At 35.8% G+C, this 23,768-nt stretch carries 23 protein-coding genes; 2 read left to right on the top strand and 21 right to left on the bottom strand.

What is annotated here, in order from left to right; all coding sequences use genetic code 11:
- Positions 1-29 precede the first annotated feature (29 nt).
- The 9 genes from RTL21_RS15800 to RTL21_RS15760 all read right to left on the bottom strand — a co-directional run bounded on the left by RTL21_RS15800 (position 30) and on the right by RTL21_RS15760 (position 9,892).
- Complete coding sequence (locus RTL21_RS15800) at positions 30-968, bottom strand: family 43 glycosylhydrolase (protein WP_312097110.1); 939 nt, start codon at positions 966-968, stop codon at positions 30-32.
- A 155-nt stretch (positions 969-1,123) separates the two neighbouring features.
- Positions 1,124-2,800 (bottom strand): type 2 periplasmic-binding domain-containing protein, encoded by a 1,677-nt coding sequence (locus tag RTL21_RS15795; protein ID WP_312097108.1) that lies wholly within the window; start codon positions 2,798-2,800, stop codon positions 1,124-1,126.
- A 96-nt stretch (positions 2,801-2,896) separates the two neighbouring features.
- Complete coding sequence (locus RTL21_RS15790; protein ID WP_312097106.1) at positions 2,897-3,766, bottom strand: carbohydrate ABC transporter permease; 870 nt, start codon at positions 3,764-3,766, stop codon at positions 2,897-2,899.
- 15 nt (positions 3,767-3,781) lie between these two features.
- Positions 3,782-4,705: an ABC transporter permease gene (locus RTL21_RS15785; RefSeq protein ID WP_396954459.1), complete on the bottom strand. Its 924-nt coding sequence runs from the start codon at positions 4,703-4,705 to the stop codon at positions 3,782-3,784.
- A 340-nt stretch (positions 4,706-5,045) separates the two neighbouring features.
- On the bottom strand, positions 5,046-5,465 hold the full coding sequence (locus RTL21_RS15780; protein ID WP_312097104.1) for a NusG domain II-containing protein: 420 nt from the start codon (positions 5,463-5,465) through the stop codon (positions 5,046-5,048).
- Between the two features lie 219 nt (positions 5,466-5,684).
- Positions 5,685-6,245: a hypothetical protein gene (locus RTL21_RS15775; protein ID WP_312097102.1), complete on the bottom strand. Its 561-nt coding sequence runs from the start codon at positions 6,243-6,245 to the stop codon at positions 5,685-5,687.
- Positions 6,246-6,530: 285 nt separating this feature from the next.
- Positions 6,531-7,673 (bottom strand): zinc-dependent alcohol dehydrogenase, encoded by a 1,143-nt coding sequence (locus RTL21_RS15770; protein ID WP_312097100.1) that lies wholly within the window; start codon positions 7,671-7,673, stop codon positions 6,531-6,533.
- Positions 7,674-7,920: 247 nt separating this feature from the next.
- Complete coding sequence (locus tag RTL21_RS15765; protein WP_312097098.1) at positions 7,921-9,579, bottom strand: ABC1 kinase family protein; 1,659 nt, start codon at positions 9,577-9,579, stop codon at positions 7,921-7,923.
- A gap of 13 nt (positions 9,580-9,592) precedes the next feature.
- Positions 9,593-9,892 (bottom strand): phasin family protein, encoded by a 300-nt coding sequence (locus RTL21_RS15760; protein WP_312097097.1) that lies wholly within the window; start codon positions 9,890-9,892, stop codon positions 9,593-9,595.
- A 199-nt stretch (positions 9,893-10,091) separates the two neighbouring features.
- On the opposite strand from RTL21_RS15760, the gene RTL21_RS15755 reads away from it, so the two are divergent.
- Positions 10,092-10,346, top strand: a complete 255-nt coding sequence (locus RTL21_RS15755) for a hypothetical protein (RefSeq protein WP_312097096.1) — start codon at positions 10,092-10,094, stop codon at positions 10,344-10,346.
- Between the two features lie 174 nt (positions 10,347-10,520).
- The gene (locus RTL21_RS15750; protein WP_312097094.1) at positions 10,521-11,009 is read left to right on the top strand and encodes a DedA family protein; all 489 of its coding nucleotides are present in this window, start codon (positions 10,521-10,523) and stop codon (positions 11,007-11,009) included.
- A 289-nt stretch (positions 11,010-11,298) separates the two neighbouring features.
- Here RTL21_RS15750 and cysK read toward each other — a convergent pair whose 3' ends face one another.
- The 12 genes from cysK to RTL21_RS15690 all read right to left on the bottom strand — a co-directional run.
- On the bottom strand, positions 11,299-12,219 hold the full coding sequence (cysK, locus tag RTL21_RS15745) for a cysteine synthase A (RefSeq protein ID WP_312097092.1): 921 nt from the start codon (positions 12,217-12,219) through the stop codon (positions 11,299-11,301).
- Positions 12,220-12,232: 13 nt separating this feature from the next.
- Entirely contained in the window at positions 12,233-12,856 is a 624-nt protein-coding gene (locus RTL21_RS15740; protein WP_312097090.1) for a lysozyme family protein, read from the bottom strand.
- 238 nt (positions 12,857-13,094) lie between these two features.
- Positions 13,095-14,333: an MFS transporter gene (locus RTL21_RS15735; protein WP_312097089.1), complete on the bottom strand. Its 1,239-nt coding sequence runs from the start codon at positions 14,331-14,333 to the stop codon at positions 13,095-13,097.
- A gap of 297 nt (positions 14,334-14,630) precedes the next feature.
- Positions 14,631-14,819: a hypothetical protein gene (locus tag RTL21_RS15730; protein WP_312097088.1), complete on the bottom strand. Its 189-nt coding sequence runs from the start codon at positions 14,817-14,819 to the stop codon at positions 14,631-14,633.
- A 143-nt stretch (positions 14,820-14,962) separates the two neighbouring features.
- Entirely contained in the window at positions 14,963-16,378 is a 1,416-nt protein-coding gene (xylE, locus tag RTL21_RS15725) for a D-xylose transporter XylE (protein ID WP_312097086.1), read from the bottom strand.
- 392 nt (positions 16,379-16,770) lie between these two features.
- A complete protein-coding gene (locus RTL21_RS15720) occupies positions 16,771-18,339 on the bottom strand; it encodes a response regulator (RefSeq protein ID WP_312097084.1) in 1,569 nt (522 codons plus the stop codon).
- Positions 18,336-19,775: a sensor histidine kinase gene (locus RTL21_RS15715; RefSeq protein WP_312097082.1), complete on the bottom strand. Its 1,440-nt coding sequence runs from the start codon at positions 19,773-19,775 to the stop codon at positions 18,336-18,338. Before RTL21_RS15715 ends, RTL21_RS15720 begins: the two co-directional genes overlap by 4 nt.
- Positions 19,768-20,775, bottom strand: coding sequence for a sugar-binding protein (locus tag RTL21_RS15710; protein WP_312097080.1), 1,008 nt, complete (start codon positions 20,773-20,775; stop codon positions 19,768-19,770). Before RTL21_RS15710 ends, RTL21_RS15715 begins: the two co-directional genes overlap by 8 nt.
- A 298-nt stretch (positions 20,776-21,073) precedes the next feature.
- Positions 21,074-21,640, bottom strand: a complete 567-nt coding sequence (locus RTL21_RS15705; RefSeq protein WP_312097078.1) for an NADPH-dependent FMN reductase — start codon at positions 21,638-21,640, stop codon at positions 21,074-21,076.
- A 3-nt stretch (positions 21,641-21,643) separates the two neighbouring features.
- Positions 21,644-22,708: an LLM class flavin-dependent oxidoreductase gene (locus tag RTL21_RS15700; RefSeq protein ID WP_312097185.1), complete on the bottom strand. Its 1,065-nt coding sequence runs from the start codon at positions 22,706-22,708 to the stop codon at positions 21,644-21,646.
- Between the two features lie 17 nt (positions 22,709-22,725).
- Positions 22,726-23,268, bottom strand: a complete 543-nt coding sequence (locus RTL21_RS15695) for a YwhD family protein (protein WP_312097076.1) — start codon at positions 23,266-23,268, stop codon at positions 22,726-22,728.
- Between the two features lie 308 nt (positions 23,269-23,576).
- Positions 23,577-23,768 (bottom strand): hypothetical protein (locus RTL21_RS15690; protein WP_312097074.1); only part of this gene is annotated, 192 nt, incomplete at its 5' end.

Here is a 23,768-nt window from a genome sequence, read left to right as displayed (position 1 = left end):
AAATGTATAATCATAAAACAATTATTCTTCTATTTTATAAAACGAATGTCACCATTATCCGTTAACTCAAGCGTATGATAATAATCGATTGACACCTTGCCATCTTCTATCACTAAAGGCAATATAATATAGCTAGAATTAAAATAGTTTTTACCATCCCATCTATCCCCAACATATAAAAGCTGACCATTTTCTGTTCTCACAATAAATGCTGGTTGACTGTCATATGTCGTTCCGTCACCAAAGTCTTCTAGCATACTCCATGGTCCTTCCATTCTGCTTGCTTTTCCAAACTTTCCTTGATTTGGGGCCCATCCTGTACAAAACGAGGTGCATAGATAATAAACATCCTCTTTTTTAACTACTGCAGGTGCTTCTCGATATTCGCCCTGCCAGCTTCTTGCAGCTAAGCTTTCGATGTTTAAATAATCCTCCTGCAAGCGATATATATGAAGATCCGCATTATCTCTAGCAGCTGAAACAAAATAGGCAGTTCCATCATCATCTTGAAAAAGCGTGCAATCTCTTGACATATACCCATATGGATTAAAATGACCATGGTAAACAAACTCGCCATCTGGTTTATCACAGGTGGCAATTGCACATGCCGCATCTCGATAATCTACGCCGTTTTCAAAATGAACCCATAATACAAATTTTTGCGTTTTCTCATTATATAATACTTTTGGTCTTTCCAAATTCACTTTCTTGCCATCTTCTCTTTTTAATAAAATGCTTGTTCTTACTCGTATTTTAGAGGTTAGACTCTCTGTTGTAATAATATGTTTTCTAAATTCCCAATTAAATAAATCTTTCGATCGGTAGCAACTAATATAGTAATTTTCCCTACGGTCTTCTCCATACCAATAATAGAATCCTTTATAAAACAAGATATGCCCGCCATGTGCATGAATTGGATTACCATCCGTATCAATCCACTGAGTGCCATTAATCAATTCCTGTATCATTTACTCTCATTCCTCTTCTATTAATATATTAAAACGGTTTCAAAAAATCGGCAATAAAATGTTTAAGAACGAAATGCTAATGAAAAATCGTAAATCTAAAAAAGGGAAATCTGCTAAAACACAGACTCCCTATCAACTTATCAAATGACGTATAGTTACTCTAATCCCATTTTTGGCATAACCTCACTAATATTTGCGTTTGTATACCATTCATTTACTTCTTTTGTAATTTGCTCTCCGCCCTTTTCATTCCAGTCTTTCACAAACTGATCATAGGCTGTGATTGGAAGATTTCCATAAATAATCTTTGTAAATGTTTCTCTTTCCATTGTAGATAATTGTTCCCAATTGCTTTCCATTGTTTTTGTAGGTGCCCCGTTGAAAACACTTGGTAAAAGGACATCCTGATTTTCATAGGAGATAGCGTATCCTTCTTTTGTTGGTTCATCTGCAGCTTCAGCTTTCATTAACATTCCTGTATCAGCTTTCGCACCATTGACCACATCATAGAATGATTTTCCTGGCCCATCTACACTTGGAGTATTCTTTGTAAAGGACATTTTCCCAACCATTTGAGCTTCATCCATTGGAGGGTCAAATTTCTTTGGATCGAATACTACTTCTCCATTCACAATGTCATAGTCATAATCTTCTGCATAACCGTACTTAAAGTCACCTGTTCCGAAAGCTGCATCATAAAGCTTATCGTAGTATAAAAAGAATGCTTCCATTTTATTTGTATCGCCATTAAACATGAAATAACCATCATTTTCTTGACCTGATTGATACGTAGGCTCGCCGTTTTTTCCTTGAATAGTTGCATATGGTTTAACCTTTGCACCGTCTATATTTGCTTCAACATCTTTAACACTGCCATATAACCATGGTCTACCAATAATGATACCTGCTTTTCCTTCCGTAAATGGCGTAATTGCATCCCAAGCTCCCTGTGTTGCTAGCTCTTTATTTAAATAGCCCTTTTTATACCAATCATTTAACGTAGCTAAGGCATCCTTTGTACCATCTGCAATAGATCCATAAGTAAGCTCGCCGTTTTCTTCATTCCATTGTCCAGGAAGATTTTTACCTGTAAAGGCACTGAAGATCATAACAGGGTCACTAACCCAACCTGTGTTATAGGAATCCTTACCAGAGAAAGTGAATCCATACGTGTCATCTTTTCCATTTCCATCTGGATCTTGTGTTGTAAATGCTTTAATGACATTTTCAAACTCTTCTAAATTCGTAGGCGCTTTCAAATTTAACTTATCTAACCAATCCTGACGAATAAGTATTACCTCACCTTCTGTTAAATTAGGTGAAATGGCCATCCCATATACTTTTCCATCTTCTACAACAGGATTAAATGTATTTGGAAACTGTTTATAAATTTCCTTTAATCGGTCTGGCATGTATGTCTCAATATCTTCTGTTATATCTTTCACACGTCCAGATTCTATTAAATCACTGATTAATTGTTTGTCATATACCGGGAATACATCTGGTAAATCCTCTGAACCAGTTAAAGCTAAACGTAATTTTGTATTATAGTTTCCTGCATCCCCGCCTAATAAAGTAGTTTTTACATTAATTCCTAGGTTCTCTTTGCCCCAGCGAGTCATTACGTTATCATTTAAGCTCTCGCCCTCTTTATATTTCCCTGCGTTTTCATCTAATTGTTTGGCAATCGTTAAGGTGATTTCTGGATCATATTTTCCATCTTTCAGCACAAGTTCTTCGGAAGATGTTTCTTTGCTCCCATTATCGCAGCCAGCAAGCATTGAACCAACAATTAATGCAGTTGAAAAGAAAAGACCTAATTTTTTCTTCATTGTTTTGTCCCCTTTTTTTATTATATATTCTTAGGCTGAACAAGAAATAAATGGTCCAGCCAGTCTATATTTGCTTTATCTGAAAAAGCTTAGAAATCACTCTTTAACAGAGCCTAGAACAATCCCTTTAACAAAGTATTTTTGTAAAAATGGATAGACAATGATAATTGGTAATGTACCGATAAAAATTTGAGCAGCCTTTATACTTTTTTCTGACATAGCTTTTGCAGCAGTAGGATCTAATGCCATACTTTGTGAGGAGCTTTGGACAACTACTGTTTGCAAAAAGGAGGCTAGAGGATAATTCTCTGTGCTAGACATATAGAGAATTCCGTCAAACCAAGAATTCCAATGACCTACCATTATAAATAGCCCTATAGTCGCAAGACCTGGAAGTGAAAGGGGTAAATATATTTTCCAGAAAATCTTAAAGAAAGATGCTCCATCAATAAGCGCTGCTTCCTCCAATGCTTTCGGAATAGTCCGAAAGAAGTTCATAATTAATATTAAGTTATAAGCACCAAATGCACCAGGCAAAACCAAGGCCCAAATCGTATCCTTTAAGCCCAAACTTGATACTAAAATATAGGAAGGAATTAGCCCACCAGAAAATAACATAGTTACGATAAAAATCCACATTAACCCATTTCGTCCACGAAAGTCTTTTGATAATGCATAGCCTGCTGTCGTAATAATAAACATACTAATAAATGTTCCAAGTACCGTTCTGATAACAGATATTCCCATAGAACGTACAAAGTTAGAGTTTTCAAAGGTTTTAATATAGGCATCCACATTAAAACCTACCGGCCAAAAGGAGACCAGATTCCCATTGATTGCTCCTTTACTGCTAAAGGATTGCGCTAATAAATGAAGGAGTGGCAATAAACAAGTTAACGCAATAGCAATAAGGAATAGATGATTAAAGAAGGAGAAAACCCTGTATCCCTTCGATTTATGCGACATTTTTTTCTCCCCCTTCTAAAAAATTCGATACCCTGCAAATTTATAAGCTAATCGATAAGAAATAATAATCAAAATTAAGCTAATTCCTGATTTAAATAAACCAACTGCTGTACCAAAACCATATTGTCCATTTAATAAAGACGAGCGATATACATAAGTATCAATAATGTCTCCAGTACTATAGACAAGTGGGTTATATAAGTTAAAAATCTGATCGAAACCTGCATTTAGAATATCACCAAGACTTAATGTCGCAATAACAATAATCATCGGAAGCATCGTAGGAAGTGTTACATGAATCGTTTGTTGCCAACGATTGGCTCCATCGATTTCTGCTGCTTCATAATAAGTTGGATCAATGCCAGCCAGTACAGCAAGATAAACAATCATGCCAAACCCAAAGTTTTTCCATAAATCACTAATAATAACGGTTGGACGGAATAAATCTGGATCCCCTAAGAAAAAGATCGGCTCTATCCCAAAATTGGCTAGAAAATGATTGATTCCCCCGTCTAAGCTTAAAATGTTCAACATAATTCCGGCTACTGTAACCCATGAAAGGAAATGAGGTAAATAAACTAATGTCTGAATTCCTTTCTTTAATCCCATATGTCTAACTTCATTCAGAAGCAACGCCATTATAATCGGAACCACAATGCCGACAACGATTTTGATAACAGCAATGATTACTGTATTATAAATGGCTTGAATAGATTCTTGGTACTCAAAGATTCTTCTAAAGTTATCCAGCCCTATCCATTCAGAACCTAAGATACCTAACCAAGGTTTATAGTCCTGAAATGCAATGATTACTCCTCCCATTGGAGCATAAGAAAAAACAAGAACAAACGCTAACGCTGGAATGCATAATACATATAAAGGCCAATTCTTTTTTATTTCTGAGCTCCATGGCGTTTTATATACTTTTTTCTTTTTGATTTTTGTATTCCCTATCGGATTGACTTCTGTTGGTGTCACTTGGTTCACTTTTTATCCACTCCCCTCCTTATTTTAAAACGCTTTCATTTCTATTCGCTTTCCATCTTTCTTACTAAAAAACATCTGATGTTAACATCATTTAGTTCATGCTTTAAGAATAACAAAAGCGCTTTCATTTTAAAATATCACTATTTTAACATCGTAACCCTGTTATTAGCCTAATTTTGATTTTCTTTTATTAGCAAAGATTGCTTACTCAAGCAAAAGTTTCACCCATTCATTTTCAAAAAAAAAAAACGATGTATACAACACCGTTCTCACTACTCAAAAATATATTAATCTAATGAGATAATATCAAACCATCCTCTTCAATCTCTTCTGGTTTTTCCGCGACAATTTCAATTAATACTTTATGCGGCAAGCAGATGATTGTCTCACCAGGCATGCTCTTCCAACCCATTTTGACTCCAATTTGGTCTGGACTATTATCTTCTTTGATTCTGATTTGCTCGTTTTCTACTTCGATTAAATTATATTGTTTACCGTTTCCTTTAATCATAAATTGCTCATTTTCCGTATGATCAGTTAATTCTACCTCTCGAATGACTTTACCGTCCTGTGTAATGATTGCGATTATCTTATTGCCTTCGTCTTTACTTTGATGCATCGCAAATACAGCCATTGGGACAAAAGAAATGATTAAGAGGAGAATGACCATTATAATATCAAAGGGTTTAATCATCTTGGAGTATTTTCTCATCGAAAACTTCCCTCTCTATCAGCTAGTTTATACTTACATTATAAAGGTTTTGATAGTAGAAACATATGGACAGAGACAAAGCGTCGATAAATTGACATATATTCAAATCTTTTTTATAAAAAAAGTTAATTTCTTTTATGATTCTTATACAATTAAAGCGCCCGATAATTTGTTTAATCAATTTCTTAAAAAACATCATTCTCTGAGAATAAATAAGCCTTATAGTTTAGTTCCAGACCGTGGAATAATATCTTTTTCTACTTTTGCTGTTTCTAATACTTTTATGTCCGTCCAAATATCTGTTAAAGTTCTCTTTCCCTTTGTCAGAAGGAACACTATTCCATCGATCAATAAATATATTATGTAGATAATAACAGGAAAAAATAGGTAATTGTAGTCTTTGTCATTTGCTATATGATAAGCAAATATGAATATAAATAGACCTGCTATTCCGTTTCTTATAAACCACCATGTAAACAATCTAAATTTACTGGTATTTTCTACTATTAAACCGGCAAATTTGTAACCCCATGTTAAGGATAGTTTGAAATTAGCGCCTAGAGATGTGAGCATAAACACCAAAAATCCCAACAGCAGCGTGCCATTCATTGTTGCAGTTAATATGGGATTCCATGTATCTCCAGCACTTGCAACGAAAGGCAAAAATAGTAAAGCTATAACTGCTGCAACAAGAAAGGTTAGGATGGAAAAAAATAGACAGATAGCGATTGAAAGAAAATAATCGATTGCAAAGCCATATATGCGTTTTTTAATCTTCACTTTATCACCTCCTATTCATATTTTACGATAAAAACAAAGAATATTTCACCCTAATCTTCACGATTCATTTTAAAATGTTACTCCATACTCGAGCATTAAACTGAAATAACTTTATTCTTGCGTAAGAAATTCTTAAACACAAAAAACCGAAATCCCTCCTTTACAGAATAGGAAATTCCGGTTCATTCTTTTTATAAATATGATTAAACGCAACATGGGACGTTTTTTTATAAACAGTTCAACCTTATTTAAAAGTCAGCCACCTTTAAAACAAAGACTTCTTTCTTAAGGTTTTAGAACAACTTTGATTACTTCATCCTGATGATCATTAAATATTTGATAAGCGTTACTTGCCTCATCCAATGAAATACGATGTGTAATAATTTCGGTTGGATCGATTTTTCCAGAAGAAATCAAATCAAATAGCATTGGCATATAATGAATAACCGGTGCCTGTCCCATTTTCAAAGTAATATTACGCTCGAAAATATTCCCTAATGGAAACATATTATATTTAGAGCCATAAACCCCTGTTAAATGTATGGTACCGAACTTGCGCACTGCATTCATGCCGATTTCAAAGGCACTTAGTGTTCCTCCTTGGAGCTTCAATTTTTGTCCGATAGCTTCCATTGGAGATTTCTTTCCATCCATTCCTACACAATCTATAACTACATCTGCACCACCAGAAGATAGTTCCTTTATATAGTTACCTGTATCCTCCTGATTATCAAAATTAACAATTTCTACTTGATTCATTTTTTGTGCATGGTTTAAGCGGTAAGGAATGTTATCGACTGCAATAACACGCTTTGCCCCTTTCATCCAAGCAAACTTTTGAGTCATTAACCCAACTGGACCACAGCCTAATACAACAACCGTATCTCCATCCTTTACCCCTGAATTTTCAACACTCCAATAAGCCGTTGGAAGAACATCAGACATAAATAAAAGTGCTTCATCCTCTAATTCACAAGTTTCTGGGATAACAAAGGGCACAAAATTACCGTATGGGACACGTAATAATTCCGCTTGTCCTCCTTGATAATCACCATAGCGCTCTGTAAAGCCAAAATATGCTCCCGTATCGGCAATATTCTTATTTGGATTTGCATTATCACACTGGCTTTCCATATCATGCTCACAATAGTAGCAATGTCCACAAGAAATATTAAACGGAAGTACTACGCGATCTCCTTTTTTAACTCTCGTTACTTCAGGACCTACCTCTTCCACAATTCCCATTGGCTCATGCCCAATTACATAGTCTTTTTCTGCTTGTAACGCTCCTTGATAAATATGTAGGTCCGAACCACAAATAGCTGTTGAAGTAATTCGAACGACAATATCGTCTTTCTTTTGGAGCTTCGCATCTTCCACTTGTTTAACTTGTACATCTTTTATTCCTTGAAAAGTGACAGCCTTCATTGCAAACTCCTCCTATTTTACGAATTGCTTAACTTTACCAATTTGGAAGTAGAAACAAACATCCAATTATTACCTAACAGTCTGTATTATCCTTACAAAACGCATACAAAAAATATTTTTTCCATATAAAGTAATTTTATGCAAACAGCCCCTTTGGGAGGTAGATAAAAGAAAAAAGTGTCAAAAACTCTATAAAGAGTCTTTAACACTTTTAATTTGTTACGATATGAGGAAGTTTAATCATAAGCTAAAATCTTCCTGACCGGAAAATGGAGTAAATAAGCCAAGCAACCATCAGCATAGCAATGGAAAAACCAATTTCGATAATCGGAAATTTCCAGAGAACCGTTTGCACCCCACTAAGTGCAACACCAATAATTAGACCAACCATCACAATACTTAATGCAAGTAATACGATGCTAAATGCTATCTGGTTACTGAAACGGTCTATCTTCTTGATTAATAAATCGAGTTGTGGCGATGTAAATTCTACCTCAATTTTTCCTTTTCGCAAGATTCCCATAAACTGTTTAACCGTCAATGGAATATCTTTTATAGAAGCAAAATACTCTGGAATCTCCTCCGTTATGCTTTTGACTATCTTCCAAGGCTTTAGCTTATCTAAAAAGAGTTTTCTTCCAAATGGCTCGGCCACATCAAATACGCTAAACGTAGGATCTAAGGAAACGACAACCCCTTCCATTGTCATTAACGACTTTCCTAAAAGTGTTAACTCCGTTGGAATTCTAATATTATGTCGAAATGCAATAATAAACAAATCATTAATTGCTTCCCCGACACTTACTTCCTGCAATGGAATATCATAATATTTATCACGCATTTCTTCCACATCTGCCGTTAATTTTTTTATATCAACATTTTCTGGAATCATCCCTAAATCAGAAATAGCTCGGATAATCCCTTTCGTGCTTTTATTGCGAAGAGCCACTACAAAAGAAGCAAAATTCTTTTTCGTATAGGAGGAAAGCTGTCCAACCATTCCAAAATCTAATAAAACGATTCTTCCATCCCGTAGTGCAAGTACATTTCCTGGATGGGGATCTGCATGAAAATGACCAACCTCTAAAATCTGATAAAAAATAATATAGGCTAATCTTTCTGCCAGTTGTTCACGATCGATTCCGGCGTCATCTAAGCGCTGATGGTCGGAAAGCTTTATGCCTTCTATATAATCCATCGTCAATACTTTCTTTGTGGAATAGTTCCAGTAAACAGATGGAATAACAACATATCCTAACGATTTATTATGTTCGAAAAAGCGCTCCATGTTTCTTGCTTCTATCCCATAATTTAATTCTGTAAGCAGCCCTTTTGCTAATTCGTCGACTATCTCACGAAGACGATATTGTTTCGCCCATGCCCATGTATTTTCCGCGATTCGAGCTAAATCAGCTATAATTTCTAAATCCGTCTCGATTAAGGCGTTAATATTAGGTCGTTGAATCTTTACAGCAACATTTGTCCCATCCTTCAGAATAGCTTTATGCACTTGACCAATAGACGCTGCTGCTAAAGGAGTCTCGGAAAATTGCTGGAACAGATTATCAACGGAATTTCCCAACTCTTCCTCTAAAATCCGCACTGCCTCTTCATAAGTAAATGGAGGAACCTGATCTTGCAACTCCTTTAGCTCATTGATTATTTCTGGTGGGATTATATCAGGACGAGTACTGGCAATCTGCCCAAGCTTAATAAAGGTCGTCCCTAGTTCTTCTAGAACTAAGCGTATGCGACGTCCCGTACTTTTAGGAGGATGTTCTTTATGAAAAAAAAACTTCTCCTCCAATCCCATTTTGTTGGAAAAAAAGCCTATTCCGTTGCGAGCGAGAATAGACGTGATTTTCCGATATCTTTTCATCTGTCTAATACGTTTACTTACACCCATTTAGAAACCTACTTTATTCGTCGAGATTTTTTCTTTCTAATGCCTCAATTCTTCTTTCTAATTTCTTCACATCTTCTAAAGTCGCTAGCTTTAATTCCCCATATGCCGCATTAACCTTTTCTTTCGCAACTGCTTCCAGCTGACTTTTCATTTCCTCTCCTTTTTGAATCAAATGATTGATTAAATCCTTTGATTCATTTTTGCTTACCTCTCCTTTCTTCACTAATTCTTCCACTGTTTTCTCTACTTGTTCTTTACCTGCGATCGCTAAACCTAAACCTAAGGAAAGTGCTTTTTCAATTGTTGTTCTCATACTCAGAAAACCTCCTTCTATTCTTCCTAGAATATTTCATTTTCCCGAGATTACTTTTCTATTTGTGATTAAAGTAATTCAAATAATGCGCAAAGTCAAATCATACGGGAGTTATTTCTTCGTTAGTTTCAATATATTTATGATATTCTTATATATGTAAATAATGGTGATTTTTTCATATTAGAGGGGGTATAATTTTGTGGAAAAAAGAAGACTGTATTTTGAACTAGTAATTGGCTCGATTGGGATGGTTATTGTTTCCATATTTATCGTAAATGCAATCTCCTCCAACTTTCGTTCAATGGCTATACCACCACTTATTTTAGGTTTTGGTCTCATGAACGGTTATATTTTCTTTTTAGAAAAAAGAGCTGGTTTTAGCAAGAAAGTAATCTGGACTCAATCACTGATTCTTGTTTTCATTTTCATTATCTACATTATGTATAAATTTTAATTTTAGTCAGCTTATTATCATTAAAATCAAAATATATTTTTATAAAGAAAAGTCCTCCCCTTTTTAATTATTTCCCTGTATGATAAGAAAGGCGCAATTATTAACAATCTTTCCTATAAGATGCGCTGTTTAAATTTTGCTAGTTTTCTAGAATGAAAGAACGGAGTAAATAAAATGAGTGCCTCTATACAATTCATATCCCACTACGGGTATATTGCCATATTCGCTCTTTTTGCATTAAGTGGTCTTGGTATTCCTATACCAGATGAAGCTTTATTAACCTTTGTAGGCTATCTTACCTCCATTTCCATGATGAATTTCCTTCTTGCTGATATTATTTGTTTTATTGGTGCACTTAGTGCCATGATTATTAATTACACATTAGGCAGGAAAATAGGAAAACCATTTCTGCTCACACATGGTAAATGGGTGAAGCTAACCCCTGCCAAATTAGAGCGAGTGGAAAAATGGTTCGATCAATATGGTCCCTGGACGATTGTTATTGCCAATTTCATCCCAGGTGTCAGAAGATTAACCTCCTACTTTTCAGGCGTTTCTGGCATGAATCTATCAAAATATATCCTTTTTGCAGCTATCGGCTCCTTCCTATGGTGCCTGCTTTTTAATATCATCGGTTATTATATTGGAGTGCTTCCTTTTTAAAATAGAATGCACTCTTTTTTTGTTATTTTTATAAAAAGAAGCTTTTTCGTTAACTAGTTAATAAATGTATGAGCCAACTATTCATACATATGAGCCAAAATTCTAATATATAATCCAAACTCTTTCACATATGATCCAAAATTCTAATATATGAGCCAAACTCTTTCACATATGAGCCAAATTTTTAATATATGAGCCAAACACCGAATACGCAGATTACTCCCCACTCTAAAAGCAAAAAAAGAGCAGCCCCCCTACAAGGAGACTACCCATTTCCATTAAATATAGCTTAAACAAATAAATCCGATGATAAGTAACGCTCTCCTGTATCTGGTGCTAGGCATAGCACTTTAGCAGTTGGTGGAAGTTCATTTGCAATTTGTACAGCAAAATGGGCACTAGAAGCACCTGATGCACCTACAAAAATACCTTCTTCAGATGCAAGACGTCTTGCCATTATTTCCGCATCAGGATCTTTAATTAGTAATACTTCATCAAAAATGTCACGATTTAAAATTTTAGGAATAAAGCCTGGGCCAGTCCCTGGGATTTTATGGGGACCTGGTTTCCCACCTGACAATACTGGAGAACCAAATGGCTCTACTACATATATTTTTATGCTAGGGATTAATTTCTTTAATTCTTCTCCAACACCAGTAACAGTTCCGCCTGTACCAGCAGTTAATACAAGTGCATCTAGCTTTCCTTCAAAAGCTTCATAAATTTCTACAGCTGTAGTACCTCGATGTGCATCAGCATTTGCCGGATTTTCAAACTGCATAGGAATGAAGCTATCTGCCATATCACTAGCTAAACGATTCGCCTCATCAATCGCTCCTTGCATCCGTCTGCTTCCTGGCGTTAAATGTACCTCTGCACCATATGCTTTTAAAATTTGCACACGTTCTTTTGTGGCATTATCTGGCATCGTAATGATACAACGGTAGCCTTTCACAGCTGCTACCATCGCAATGCCAATACCGGTATTTCCTGAAGTTGGCTCAATAATCGTACTTTTTCCTGGAATAAGCTTTCCTTCTTTTTCGGCACATTCAATCATATTTAAAGCAGCACGGTCTTTAACACTTCCACCTGGGTTAAAAGATTCTAATTTTATGTAAACCTCCGCCCCAGTCGTTTGAGGGATTCGATTTAATTGAACTATAGGCGTATTCCCTATTAACTCAAGTACAGATTTATAAAGCTTCATTTATATTTTCCTCCTATAATTTCCGAGCATATTTTTCAATCATACTACTCATTTCTTCTACTTTTGACGTTACTTTTTCCGCATAGCTAAAGTCACCATAGCAATATGGGTAACGAAAATTCAACTTGTCATTATTACATGTATAAATCGTTGGCGATTGTTCAACCATATATTCTGAATAAGTCTTCGCAGATTCCTCACTATGTTCGACTTGATTATTCCTGACAATAAAATCAATATAGCCTGGCCCCATATTATAGCTCTGGATAATAGCTTCCATATCGACTCCTTGCGTCTGACCATACTTGTACATTTCTGCAAAGTGAAAAACTCCTTGCTTAATACTTTCTAACGGGTCTTCTATTGCATTTCTATTTAGCCCAGCAGATTCAGAGGATTGCATCGGATCATTTCCTTTTCCATGGCTTTCTTGATCCATGATGGCTAGCACAACCGGCGCAAGCTCCTCTGCATTTAACTGATTGGATTCTAGTTCATTCGTAATTTCTGGTAAATATTTCAACAATCTTTGTTCCGTATTCTGCTTGATTGTACTATTAGTAAATAAGTAGCCAAAGTATATTACCATTATTAAGACAATAATTGTATTCGTTGCAGATTTTCTTTTTCTTTTCATTTCTATCCCTCGTTGACGCTTAAAAATCGATTAAACGTTTCCTGATTTTTTGTCGTTACCGATACATTTATTCATTATACAAGAAACAATATCGAATTTCATTCCTCGGGGAGTAGAACTTTTCAAAAAGCAAAAAGACTTAACTAAACGCAGAAATAAATGCGCTAGCTAAGTCTAAACATTTTTCCGTTAAATATTAGGTTGTTTTCTTTGTTATTATTATCCTCTAGCAGTCCAATTAAGATTCCTGAACAGCAGGCTTTCCTGCTTCAATCAACACCTTGTCTCTTCCTAAGAAAATGGACAGAATAATTATAAACACTCCAGTTCCTAATAATAACCATTCGATTTTAATGAAATCTGCAATTGGACCAAATATTAACATTCCAATTGGCATCATAGAAGTAGAAATCATTCCCATTACACCGAAAACTCTTCCTAAAAACCCCTCTTCTATTTTTTCCTGTAATAAAACAGTCGTCGGTGTATTAAAGATTGGCATAGCCACACCGAACAATGCCATGAATGCTAAATAGATCCAAAAGAAGGGAATAATCCCCAGTGCAAATGTACAAACACCCATAATGATGCTTGCCAGGGTCATTGTTTTTATTTTGTTCTCAAATCCACCCCATGATGCGATGACTCCTCCGCCTACCATCATTCCAAGGGAAAAAGCTATCTCAATCGCAGTTAATCTCCAGACATCATCTCCAAAGCTGCGCGTAACCTGCAAAGGAGTCAAAAATGCCGCAGGTGCCATTAGCACGAAGAAAATCGCAAAGAATAGAAAGAATTTTTTCAAAAAGGCATGATTATTTACATACTTCAGGCCTTCTTTAAAATCACTAAAATAACTTGTTGATTGTTCTTCCGTTGCCTTTTGGTGTGCTGGAATCTTTAAAAAGGCAAGCAAAGTAAAGATAGCAATTGCCGCTGTCACGACATCAATGAAAAAGATGGTTTCAATGGATGCCAAAGTCAATAAAGCAGCACTTACCATTGGTGAAACGAACATGATAATCGCTTGGATACTTCCATTAACCCCATTAACCTTTGTCAGCTTATCCTTTGGAACAATTTGTGGCAAAATCGCACCGACAGATGGTGTTTGAATCCCTGTTCCAAATGCTCGAACCGCTGCCATCACAAACAGCAGCCAAATCGCATCATATCCCATTAAAAACAAAATGGCCAATATAAGTGTCGCAAATGCAATAAGCCCATCTGATAGCATAATCAACATTTTGCGATTATAGCGATCTGCCCAAACTCCAGCGACTGGCGACAAAATAAACGTTGGAAGAAAGCCGCAAAGTATAAATAACGTCATCATTAAGCCAGATTCTGTTGTCAACGTTATATGCCACATAATGGCGTATTGCACAAGCGACGATCCAAACAGGGATATCGTCTGACTACTAAGAAACAACACGATATTCCGATACCAATTTTCTTTATGATTAACTGTACTCATTCCTAAACCTCACATTTCTCATTATTTGATCATTTAGAATAAGTCTATCTCTATCTATAAGGCAGAAAAAAAGAGCGAAGACATGGTATTCTTCCCTCTTTTTATAAACCATTCATTCAGGTTTCCAATAAATAGACAGACCAATCCCGTTTCTTCTATAAGAAGAGTATCCACACGTATTTAATTAACGATGAAAAGTGGGAATCTTAATCTCATTGATGCTGTCAAAAGGAAAACCTCCGTTTCATTTCAAATTCCATTTAATCATAGCATAAGCATAGGGAATGATACAATCGCTTACAATATATTTTTCATTTCACTCTCGTTGTAAAAACTAAACTGTGAATGCGATGATTTGCGAAAATTAGATTTTTCCAGCCAAGCATGCTCGCTTTTCAGCCCAAAATATTTTTTTATCAGCCAAACATGCTCGCTTTTCAGCCAAAATTTGTTTATATCAGCCAAACTCGCTCCCTTTTCAGCCAAAATTTATTTTTATCAGCCAAACTCCACTTTTTTCAGCCAAAATTTATTTTTATCAGCCAAACTCCACTTTTTTCAGCCAATACCGCTTCCTTTCAAAAATAAAATAAAGCAGAGGACTAGTCCCCTGCTTTTCCCATCATACCTTACGCTACATCTTCATCCTTTTTCTGAGAATTAACAAGCATTTTCTCTAGTTCTTCTAATGATCTACCTTTTGTTTCCGGTACAAACTTCCAAATGAACATTGCTGATAGTAGACTCATAATTCCATAGAAGGAATAGGTTAATCCACCACTTACCTCCATCATTGCTGGGTATGTGGAAGAAATAAAGTAGTTTGCTGCCCATTGTGCTGCTACCGCAATTGCGACAGCTTGTGCTCTTACTCTATTCGGGAAGATTTCTGAGATGAGTACCCACACTACTGGTCCCCATGACATCATAAATGACGCAGTATAAATAATGATGAAGATCAATGTTGCAATTCCAATTTTGTTTGAGAACGCCATGGCTGCTACCCCAAACATACCGATTGTCATCCCAACAGAACCGATAATTAATAATGGTTTACGTCCGAATCTATCCACTGTAAAAATCGCGATAAGTGTGAAAACAACATTAACTAAGCCCATAATAATTGTTTGGAACATGGAAGCATCTCTTGCTGCACCCATGCTTTCAAAAATGCGTGGTGCATAATATAAAGCCACATTTATTCCAACGAATTGCTGGAAGACCGATAATAAAATCCCAATCACTACAATTTTCTTACCGAAAGTAAACAGCTTTGCTTTCGATGTATTTTCATTAAAGGATGCCTTAATTTCAAACATAGTCGCTTTTGCCATCGTTTTTTCGTATAATCTGGATAGAACATTCATTGCCTTCTCATCCTGATTTTTTGAAACAAGATAACGTGGTGTTTCTGGCACTGTAAATAATAAGACTAGGAATAGCACTGCAGGGATTGCTTCTGACAGGAACATATAGCGCCAACCGATGTCATTTACCCACTCTATGGTTTGCCCTCTTGCAATACCCCAGTTTACAAAATAAACAACAAGCATCCCAAAGATAATCGCAAATTGATTTAAAGAAACCAAGGTACCTCTAATTTTTGGAGGGGCCATTTCCCCGATATACATAGGTGAGATTGCTGAAGCTAACCCTACACCAACTCCTCCAATAATTCGATAGATATTAAAAGTAATTAAAAGAGCATATGTAGGTTCCCCTTTTGTAAAAAATAAAAATTCAGGAAACGCAGATCCAAGAGCTGAGATTAAAAATAGTACCGCTGAGATAATAAGGGAGTATTTTCGTCCAAAATTCGTAGCAAAGGATCCGGATATAAAACCACCAATTATACAACCAATTAAAGCACTTGATACGGTAATTCCATGCACAAGGGAACTAAGGCCTAATCCCTCTGTAAAATAGGCTTGAAGCGATCCTTCCGCCCCAGAAATTACTGCTGTATCATACCCAAATAGCAAGCCTCCAAGTGTTGCAACCAACGTGATTAGTACGATATAAAAATAACTATTTTTATTTACCATATATTTGAAAGAGACATAATCTCCTTCTTTCCTCCCCTCTTTGATTACTGGCAGCCTTTTCATTTCTGCTAATCATAATCACTTTTTTAGTCTATCTAGTAAATATCGTGTCTTCTCTCCTCCTTGACAACACCATTGATTCCGTTTTCATTTTTATTTAACCATGCATTTAATTCATTCATTACATATAACTAAATTATCACGAAAACGCATTCTTTATAGCACTTTCCTCTTCACTTTTTTGTTATTATCTAGACTTTCTTGTAAAGTCCCTCATTTTTTTGAGTCTATTAAAAAAGTGCTTTAGAAAATTATTAAAATCGGGTGTTGAATGGAACAAAACCATTTTTTCATTTAACTGCATAAAAAAACAACGACCAAAGATCGCTGTTTTACTGCTGATATTTTATTCGATACTCACTTGGGCTCATTCCTGTTTCTTTTTTAAATACTCTACTAAAATAGTTTGGATCCTTGTAGCCAATTGTTAAGGCAATTTCCTTTAATGGCACATGGGGATCTAATAAAAGGTTCTTTGCTCTTTCTAATCGTGTTTTCGTTAAATAGTCAATAAATGTCACCTGGAATCGTTCTTTAAATAATTTGCTTAAATAAAATGAACTAATTCCAATTTGATCAGCAACCTCATCAAGCGTTATAGCTCTATCATAATTTTTATCCATATAATCTTTTGCTTGTAATAATAGTGCTCGTATCCCATTTGATCGCCATTCTCCTAGGCGCTTGATAAGAACCAACAAACGAGCTTTCACCGCCTCTTTAATTTGCATTGGGCTATCAAATTGGCCTAAACTCGTGTCAATTTCCTCTTCAAACCCTAGTTCTCTCATAGAACGAGTTAATACGATAAAGAAATTCTCCATTGCTTTTTGTATTGCTCTTGGTTGGAAATCAGATGCCTGTTGAATGGAATGAAAATAGGTTTCAAACATTTGCAATCCTTTTTGGCTATCCCCTTTTTTCACTGCATCCAGCAGCTCTTTCTCCACCTCAAAGGGAATTAACTGTTTTCGTTTTTGTTTCACTCGTTCATTATAAGCCATATAAGCTGCACTTGGATGGCTATGAACGAGCTCTAATGCATAGATGGCCTCTTTATAGGAATCAGAAAACTGTTGAACACTTGAAACAAGCGTTCCCACCCCTGCATATAAATAGCACTGTTCAAGTTGATTTTGCACATCATGAATAATCTTTCGAGAAAAAGCATCTCTTATGTCTCTATCTGGTTGCTCATTTTCATTGATTAAAACTAGTATAGGGACCTGAAAGCCTGTTAATGGTCCAACAAGACATTGAAGCTCTTGTTCTTGCAATGCTTGCTTTAGGATTCGATACCAATAGCTTTTCACTTCTCTACTAGGATGCTGTTTATCTGATTCAAAGGAGAAAACGGCGACAAAGCCTTTCTTCTGTTCAAGGTCGAGCCATTCATCCCACTCTTCCTGATTAAACTCATATACATAATCCATAATAAAAGATACGATAAATTCCATTTCAATAACAGAACTAACTCTCTCCAATCGATGATGGATTTCCTGCTTCTTCATCCTCTCTTGTTTCTCCTGTTCAATCTCTTCTGCCATCCCATCAAACGCCTCTAATAGTTCCGAAACTTTACTTGGTTTAAGTAAATATTCTTTAATCCCAAATTTCATCGCTTCTCTGGCATAATCAAATGTATCAAAAGCAGAAACCATTATATATTTCATCGTTGGATTAGAGGCATGTATTCGTCTAATCGCTTCAATCCCATCAAATTCTGGCATCTTAATATCCATAAATACTAAATCTGGCTTATGGGTAAGAGCAAGCTCAACCGCTTCTTTTCCATTTTCTGCTTCTGCAATGACTTCAAAATTAGAACGATTTCGGCTAAGCATTAGCTTTAATCCTTCTCTTTCAATTGGTTCATCGTCTACTAGCATTATTTTGATCACGAGTAAGCCCCCTTTCCATATTTATTCAAACTAATGATTACGGTTGTTCCTTCTCCAATAGTAGAACGTATCTTTACCTGACTGTCTTTATCGAATAATCGTAGCCGTTTAATCACATTACTCATACCAATTCCAGTAGAGTGACCGGAGCCTTTTTTCATTACTTGCCTTTCTGTTTCTTCTCTTAAGTCCATTAATCGGCCGATTGTCTCCTGATCCATCCCTACACCATTGTCCATCACTTCAATCCATACCTTTTCATTCTTTTCATAGATTGATAGGGTAATCGTAGCCCCTTTTGCCAAACTCTCAATTCCATGTATAAATGCATTTTCAATAATCGGCTGCAAGGTTAAGCAAGGAATCGGTGCCGATAAACAAGCCGGGTCAATTTCTTCTATAAATTCCACTCTTCCACCAAAACGCGTTTTTTGGATAAAAAAGTATTCCTTCACAATGGTAACCTCGTCTTTCAAAATTGTTTGGCGATCAAGGCTACCAATATTATAACGAAGCAAGGCAGACACAGAAGAGATTAGTTCACATGTAAGATCTGCTCCTTCAATGTAAGCTGTTTTTGAAATAGTATTCAGTGTATTAAAAAGGAAATGGGGATTAATTTGATTTTGTAAGCTCTTCAATTCCATCTCCTTAAGTAAATGACCTAACTTAGCTTTCTCTTCTATTTGACTGACGGACTCTAAAATATTTTTTTTCATCTCATTAAATGTTTTGGTTAAAAACCATAGCTCATCCTTTTGAGAGACAATGATATCCGGTCCGGCATATCTTCCGGCGGAAATTTCTTCTGCTTCCTTTGTCAACCGTCCAATGGTTCTTGTAATTCCATTGGAAAACCATAGTGCAAATAAAATGCTTAATAGGATGATAGCAAATAGAATCGTAGTCCCCATATTTTTCGTATGGATAATTTTTTTATCTAGCAGAAAGGAAACCTCTTGATATTCAGTTAGCTTTTCATCAATCAAATCAAGTGCCTTCTCATGAATATAGCTCGATATCTTTTCCACTTCCTTTAAAGAGGTAGAATATTGTTGGATATCTTGGTTCTCGATTCCCTCTACTGTCTTTTCTGTTTGCACTCGAAAGTTATCCATCATATTTACTAGATTTTTCTTCGGGATTCCTTCTTTTTCAATTACAATAAATTGCCGCTGTAATCTGATAAACTTCTCTTTTTCTTCCTTATATGAGGTTAAATTTTCCATTAATGGTTCATGAACATATATTTGTAACGACTGATAGGTCTGATTCGTCTCTTTCGTCATTTCATTTAATAAGAAAAAATATTCCATATTCTCATCATATAAATCCTTAACTTGTTGATTACTATGTTCCCGAATCCAAAATAATAGCAAAAGTAAAAGTAAAATGACGCCAAAATATATAAGCAGCTTCGTACGAATTCTAATCATGGGCATTCCCCTTTTTCTCTACTATCATATCCATGTCATTTCGATGGATGATTGCTGCATTCGTATGATTAACCAGAGGAATAGACTTCTTTTCTATGAGATTCAACATTAATTCAATACTTTTTTCTCCCATTTCAAAAGGCTCCTGTGCAACAATGGCATTTATCTCCCCTTTATTTAGCAAATCAATATTTTCATCTAATGCATCAAATGATATGACATACAAGTCATCCTGTTTATTTAATGAGCTTGCTGCAGCAACAATCCCAATCCCATCTAATGAACTCGTTCCATAAAACGCGGTAATATCCCTATGCTCTGTCAACATCTTGTAAGCCTTCTCTTCTGCTTGTACTCTTGTGAGGTTTGACTCATCTATCGCAATAATCTTAATTCCTTCCACCTTAGCAATTGCATCTCTAAAGCCTTGCACTCTTAATTGATGCTGATTATAGGCATTATCCACTCCACCAGTAATAATACCAATGGTAGCTTTTCCGCCAGTATCCTTCACTAATGCTTCTCCTGCCAATTGACCAGCTGCATAATTATCTGTGCCAATATAAGCATTACGTAGGCTATCCGGCGCATCTGTATCAATCGTAATAACAGGAATTCCTTCCTTAACAGCCTTGTTAATCAATGGAGTGAAATTATCGTTAAGCGCTTGCACAATAATGCCATCAACTTTAGCTTGTATCGCCATATCTAGAAGCTTTAATTGTTCTTCAGGGTTAGACCGCTTTGGTCCTTCATATTCAACAAAAACCTCATTTTCCAACGCAGCTTTTTTTGCTCCTGCCCCTACTAAGCGCCAATAATCATGATCCATTTCTTCTCCAATTAACGCAAAATGATATTTAGATAAGGGCGTCTCCTCTGCAATCACTTCTAGCATTTTCTGATCATAAATTTGAGACTGTCTATAAGAATACAAGGAGTATGCAACCGCTATCAGAAAAGAGATAATTAAAATAGTATAAAAAAAGATTCGTTTCATATGTTCCTCCAAATGACGCAACTAGTGTATTCTTACGTTGATGATAACATATATTTAAAACGGATAAACAAAAAAATAGTTAGAAAGGACTTTAGAAGGAAAAATTTTTATCGCTTCATTTTCTACCAATAATTATTTTTTCCTATCTGCGATGAAGAAGCCAGCATTTTTACGATTGAAAAATGCTGGCTCTTTATTTAATTGTCCATTTTTAAAAAGTATATTTAAATACTTTATAGACTAAAATGTATAAAAATTAACAATATAAAATGCACAAAAAAGGATTTCCTATTTTACATTAAAAATCGTATTTTGCTTCCTTCTTTTCTCTTATTTCCGTAAAGGTTTCTGTTAGTATTATCGTATCTTCCACTAATCGTTCAATACGGAAAAGGACATCATCATCAGCGATTTCTTTTCGATAGAAATCTTTTTCCTCGATGAATACATATGTTTGGACAATTTGTGCTTTCATATAAGCTAATATTGGTTTCAATTGCTGTTCGACAATTAAATAATGCTTCGCTGAACCTGCTGTTACGACGATACTAACAACTTTATCACGAAAGGCATTTTGAGGCAGTAAATCAAAAATATTTTTTAACGTCGCTGGAATTGATGCTTGGAAAACCGGTGTTCCGATAATAATAGCATCTGCTTCCATTAATGTTTTGGTAATATATCCCGTGTCGCCTTCATACTCTAAATAGTTTCTTCCATCACTGAATTGGATATCATAATCAGCTAAGTCGAGTAACGTTATCTCAACTTCCGGATAATTATCCGTGATAGCTTTCATTGTATAGTCCATTGCTGTTCTTGTTTTCGATCCGACTTTTGAACCAGATAATCCAACAATCTTCATTTCTTATGCCTCCGATTTTTTGGTGTATTTTCGAATAGCCGGCAATATTTCCGCACCAATGATTTCCACATTTTTCATGACTTTTTCAAATGGCATACCACCAAAGTCAATTTGTGCAATATAGCGTTGATGTCCAAACATTTCATGTTGATAAAGAATTTTTTCAATAATTTGCTGAGGGCTTCCGATATTCATAATATTATGTGGATCTACTCCCTGTGCAAAATGCTGTTTTGGGAAACCAGCTCCGTTTGTTTTTTTCATTCCTTCATTAATATGTGGATACATATCCTTCAATGCTTGTTGAGATGAGTCTGCTGCATAGAAAAAGCCTGCTGTTGCTACTGGTAATTCTGCTGGGTCAAACCCACTATTGCGCGCTGCTTCGCGATAGGCATCTATGGTACGTTTGAATACAGATGCTGGACCTCCTAAATGAGCCATAAACATTGGTGCTCCTGCAATCCCTGCTCTTATTGCACTAGCTGGGGTTCCTCCAACAGCTCGCCAAATGGGAATAAATCTATTTTTAGGGCGTGGCAAAACCTGTGCATTTCTTAATGGCGCACGGAATTCCCCACTCCAGTTCACTACTTCCTCTTCATTAATTTTCATTAATAAATCAAATTTTTCTTCAAATAATTCTTCATAATTACGAAGATCATAGCCTAATAAATCAAATAATCCTACTCTTGATGCACGGCCAGCAATAATTTCTGCACGACCTTTCGAAATTAAATCAATTGTCGCAAAATCCTCATAAACTCGAACTGGATCGGAGGTACTAATAATCGTAGAGGAGCTAGCAATTTTAATATTTTTTGTTGCCTGGGCAATTGCTGATAAAACAACAGAATGTGCTTGTGTGACAAAATATTCTTGGTGACTCTCCCCGACACTAAAGAAATCAAGTCCTGCTTGATCGGCTAATTTTGCATACTCGATGATTTCATGCACACGCTCTTCCGCAGAAATTCGCTCTCCTGTTAGCGGGTTGGGCAAATGATCACCTAGTGTATATATTCCAAACTCTAAGCCTTTGCTTGGATCTACTCCGTATTTTTTCAATTGATTCACCTTTCTTTTTATAGGCTATTTTTCAATTCCTTGGGAGATTTCTCCCAATATTCACTGTTGAAATCAATCAGGAACTTTTTTAAAGATTGTTTGGATTCTTCATCCATTATGTCTAATGCAAATTTTCTTTTGATTGCTTTATCAAGACTATTTACATGCTCAGGCATCGACTTATAGCCAAAAATTCTTCTACTTCCTTCTTTCGTTTGCTTCGCTACCAAAATTTCACAAGCTCCTGCCCCAGAATAGTGAACCCCCTTCTGATTCCTATCTAACGCAAGCCAAATAACCCAATATTTATGTGGATCTAGTTCTAACACTTCTTCTTTCGTCACATTCTTAAAGAATACTTTTTGTTCTACTTTGCTTCTGCCATGCAAAGCATCCATATCAATAAATACTTTTTGCGTTTCTCGATCAATAATAATCGGTGTAACATTCTCCAAGGAAATAGAGCCTACTCCGTAACCACCGTCACCTTTTGTAGGGTCATTTCGTAAAATATTAAATTGGGCGTTTTGCTTGGAAGATCCTTCTTTTTTGTTCTCCATGTTTAGCTCCTCCTTTCGGGATTATTAGTTCCTACAATTAACCTAAATTCTCGTTACTATCGAGAAATGTTACTAATTGCCAGCACAATTTTGTACTAACTAGTATTTTACAAGCCTCCTATATACGCTTAATTTTCCTATTATGAAAAATCGTAGGCGTTATTTGAGGATAATTACGCTTTTATAAATGGCTTGTCTTGATAGTAATATTAAGGGTTATGATGTTTAATGGCAATTATTCCGCCTATAGGAAAACAATCCTATGTACAGTGAAGTCTACTGTATATATTGCCTTTCCTTTAAGAGAGCTATGTATGAATCTGGTTGTTTGTAAATACTGGCTTTGGGATGGTTGGGGTGGGAGGAATTGAGATGCTGGTTAATGAACAACTTTTATTGCCGTTGTTGCTATTTGGACTTTCATTCACTTTATGAACACCATTTTTCGGTTGCGCTCTCGCTTTTTCGGTTTTCATCCCCTTAATGAACACCACTTTTCG

It is taken from the genome of Niallia sp. (genome assembly GCF_031978665.1).
Taxonomy (GTDB): Bacteria; Bacillota; Bacilli; order Bacillales; family Cytobacillaceae; genus Niallia.
Note: the sequence above shows the minus strand (reverse complement) of the source record. Positions and strands in the feature narration are given on the sequence as shown.